This window comes from Methylocaldum sp. (assembly GCF_039794385.1).
In the GTDB taxonomy this organism is placed as follows: domain Bacteria; phylum Pseudomonadota; class Gammaproteobacteria; order Methylococcales; family Methylococcaceae; genus Methylocaldum.
The window spans coordinates 1-2,801 of the sequence record NZ_JBDIVO010000485.1; the positions used below are offsets into that span (position 1 = coordinate 1).

The 2,801-nt window shown below is 61.1% G+C and carries 3 protein-coding genes and 1 pseudogene; all 4 read right to left on the bottom strand.

Going from position 1 to position 2,801, the window contains the following annotated elements:
* Positions 1-241 (bottom strand): annotated as a pseudogene (locus ABJK70_RS23120) (hypothetical protein); the annotation flags it as partial.
* The gene (gene ureC / locus ABJK70_RS23125) at positions 159-1,862 is read right to left on the bottom strand and encodes an urease subunit alpha (protein ID WP_347259267.1); all 1,704 of its coding nucleotides are present in this window, start codon (positions 1,860-1,862) and stop codon (positions 159-161) included. The pseudogene ABJK70_RS23120 and the gene ureC, both read right to left, overlap by 83 nt.
* The gene (locus ABJK70_RS23130) at positions 1,859-2,164 is read right to left on the bottom strand and encodes an urease subunit beta (protein ID WP_156880726.1); all 306 of its coding nucleotides are present in this window, start codon (positions 2,162-2,164) and stop codon (positions 1,859-1,861) included. Before ABJK70_RS23130 ends, ureC begins: the two co-directional genes overlap by 4 nt.
* Before the next feature lie 12 nt (positions 2,165-2,176).
* On the bottom strand, positions 2,177-2,479 hold the full coding sequence (gene ureA / locus ABJK70_RS23135) for an urease subunit gamma (protein ID WP_133718859.1): 303 nt from the start codon (positions 2,477-2,479) through the stop codon (positions 2,177-2,179).
* Positions 2,480-2,801: the final 322 nt, after the last annotated feature.

Genomic DNA, 2,801 nt, shown 5'->3' on the forward strand with positions numbered 1-2,801 from the left:
GAACGGTACCGCGAGGGAGAAAAACGCCTGCTTCGGCCCCGCTGTCCAGGCGTACCAGCAAACGGGATTTCTGGCGAGCCTCGTAAAGCAGGGTCAGGGTGTCGTGATGCTCCGCTCCCGGCGGGGCCAATTCTGCGAGTCTAGTCATGCCCCAAGAATCAAAACAGGAAGTACCGTTGGGCCAAGGGCAGCACGTTCGCCGGCTCGCAGGCCAGCAATACGCCGTCCGCGCGCACCGCATAGGTTTGCGGGTCGACTTCGATTCGCGGCATGTAGTCGTTGTGAACCAGCTTGCCTTTACCGATGCTTCGGGTATTCGAAACGACGCCGACGAGCTTTTGAAGTCCAAGACGTTTCGCAACCTCTGCTTCGGCCGCCGCCTTCGATAGAAAGGTCATCGAGGTGGCCTGGCAAGCGCCGCCGTAGGCGCCGAACATGGGGCGATAATGTACCGGCTGCGGCGTCGGAATCGAAGCGTTGGGATCGCCCATGGGCGCGGCGGCGATCATCCCGCCCTTGATGATGAGACTGGGCTTCACGCCGAAGAAAGCGGGCGGCCACAGCACCAGATCGGCCAGCTTGCCGACTTCCACCGAACCCACCTCGTGGGCGATGCCGTGGCTGATGGCCGGGTTGATGGTGTACTTCGCGATGTAGCGCTTCACGCGGAAATTGTCGTGCCGTGCCGGATCTTTCGGAAGACTGCCCCGCTGAATCTTCATTTTGTGGGCGGTTTGCCAGGTGCGCGTGATCACTTCTCCCACCCGTCCCATGGCCTGCGAATCGGACGAGATCATGGAGAATGCTCCGAGATCATGCAGAATGTCCTCGGCAGCGATCGTCTCCCGGCGGATGCGGGATTCCGCGAAAGCGACGTCCTCGGGAATGCTCGGGTCCAGGTGATGGCAGACCATCAGCATGTCGAGATGTTCGTCCACCGTATTGACTGTATAAGGTCGGGTGGGATTGGTGGAGGAGGGCAGCACGTTGGCTTCGCCGCAGGCTTTAATGATGTCCGGGGCATGGCCACCGCCGGCGCCTTCGGTGTGATAGGTATGAATGGTGCGCCCCTTGAACGCCGCGATCGTGTCTTCGACGAAGCCGGATTCGTTCAAGGTGTCGGTATGAATCGCCACCTGCACGTCGAAACGATCGGCAACCGAGAGGCAGCAATCGATAGCGGCCGGCGTCGTGCCCCAGTCTTCGTGCAGCTTCAATCCCATCGCCCCGGCGCGAAGCTGCTCCTCCAGCGCCTCCGGCAGACTGGCATTGCCTTTCCCGAGAAAGCCGATGTTCATCGGCAAGCCGTCCACCGACTGCAGCATGCGATGGATGTTCCAAGGTCCCGGCGTACAGGTGGTGGCGTTGGTGCCGGTTGCGGGGCCCGTGCCGCCGCCGATCATGGTGGTGATGCCGGACATCAGGGCTTCTTCGATTTGCTGCGGACAGATGAAATGGATATGCGCGTCGATGCCGCCCGCCGTGAGAATCTGGCCCTCGCCCGCGATGACTTCGGTGCCGGGCCCGACAACGATGTCGACGCCGGCCTGGGTGTCCGGATTGCCCGCCTTGCCGATCCCGGCGATCCGCCCGTTCTTGATGCCGACATCGGCTTTGACGATACCCCAATGGTCCACGATCAGCGCATTGGTGATGACCGTGTCCACCGCGGTTTCCGACGTGCATTGGCTTTGCCCCATACCGTCGCGGATCACCTTGCCGCCGCCGAACTTCACTTCGTCGCCGTAAACCGTCCGGTCTTCCTCAACCTGGATGAAAAGCTCCGTATCGGCCAGCCGCACCCGGTCCCCGGTGGTCGGACCGAACATTTCGGCATAGGCTTGCCTCCCGATCCGGCTCATATGACCCCCATGATCTTCTGTTGAAACCCGTAAACGCGGCGCTTGCCCGCGAACGGCACCAGCCGCACCTCGCGCGTCTGGCCCGGCTCGAAGCGCACCGCAGTGCCCGCCGGAATGTCCAGCCGATAGCCCCGCGCCAGATCCCGATCGAAACGCAAGGCCGAATTGGCCTCGAGGAAGTGATAATGGGAGCCCACCTGGATCGGCCGATCGCCGGTATTCGCCACGACCACGGTAATAGCCTCGCGTCCCGCGTTCAGCTCGATCTCGCCGTCTTCGACGATGATTTCTCCGGGTATCATCGAGTCTCCCCCCTACAAAATCGGATTGTGAACCGTCACCAGCTTGGTGCCGTCCGGAAACGTCGCCTCCACCTGCACCTCCGGAATCATCTCCGCCACGCCATCCATAACATCGTCCCGGCTCAGCAGAGTGCGTCCGTATTCCATCAGTTCCGCGACGCTGCGCCCTTCCCTCGCGCCTTCCATGATGGTGGCGCTGAGATAGGCCACCGCTTCCGGGTAATTGAGCTTCAATCCCTTGGCCTTGCGCCGCTCGGCGAGCAGCGCGGCGGTGAAGAGGAGCAGTTTGTCTTTTTCGCGTGGGGTTAATTGCATGGCCGGTACTACATTCAAAAACGAAAATTCATGGGTAGGGTGGGTTAGACGCGCCTCCTTTGACCCTTCCCTTTACACTACCTTCGTGCGCGTCGTAACCCATCAGATTAGCCTTTGAGCTTGCCCCGAACGTCGCCGGTGGGTTACGGCACGCATCAAACTCGCGTCTCAACCGGAAAGGTAATCGGAAAGCGTGCCTAACCCACCCTCTCATAGCCCAGTCAAGTCCCAAATTTCTGGTTTCACGGGGTCCTCTTTGGCCGCACGAAACCTGGGCGCCTTCAAAAACCTGAAAGGCGCGGAGTGGAATCGTACGGTCGGT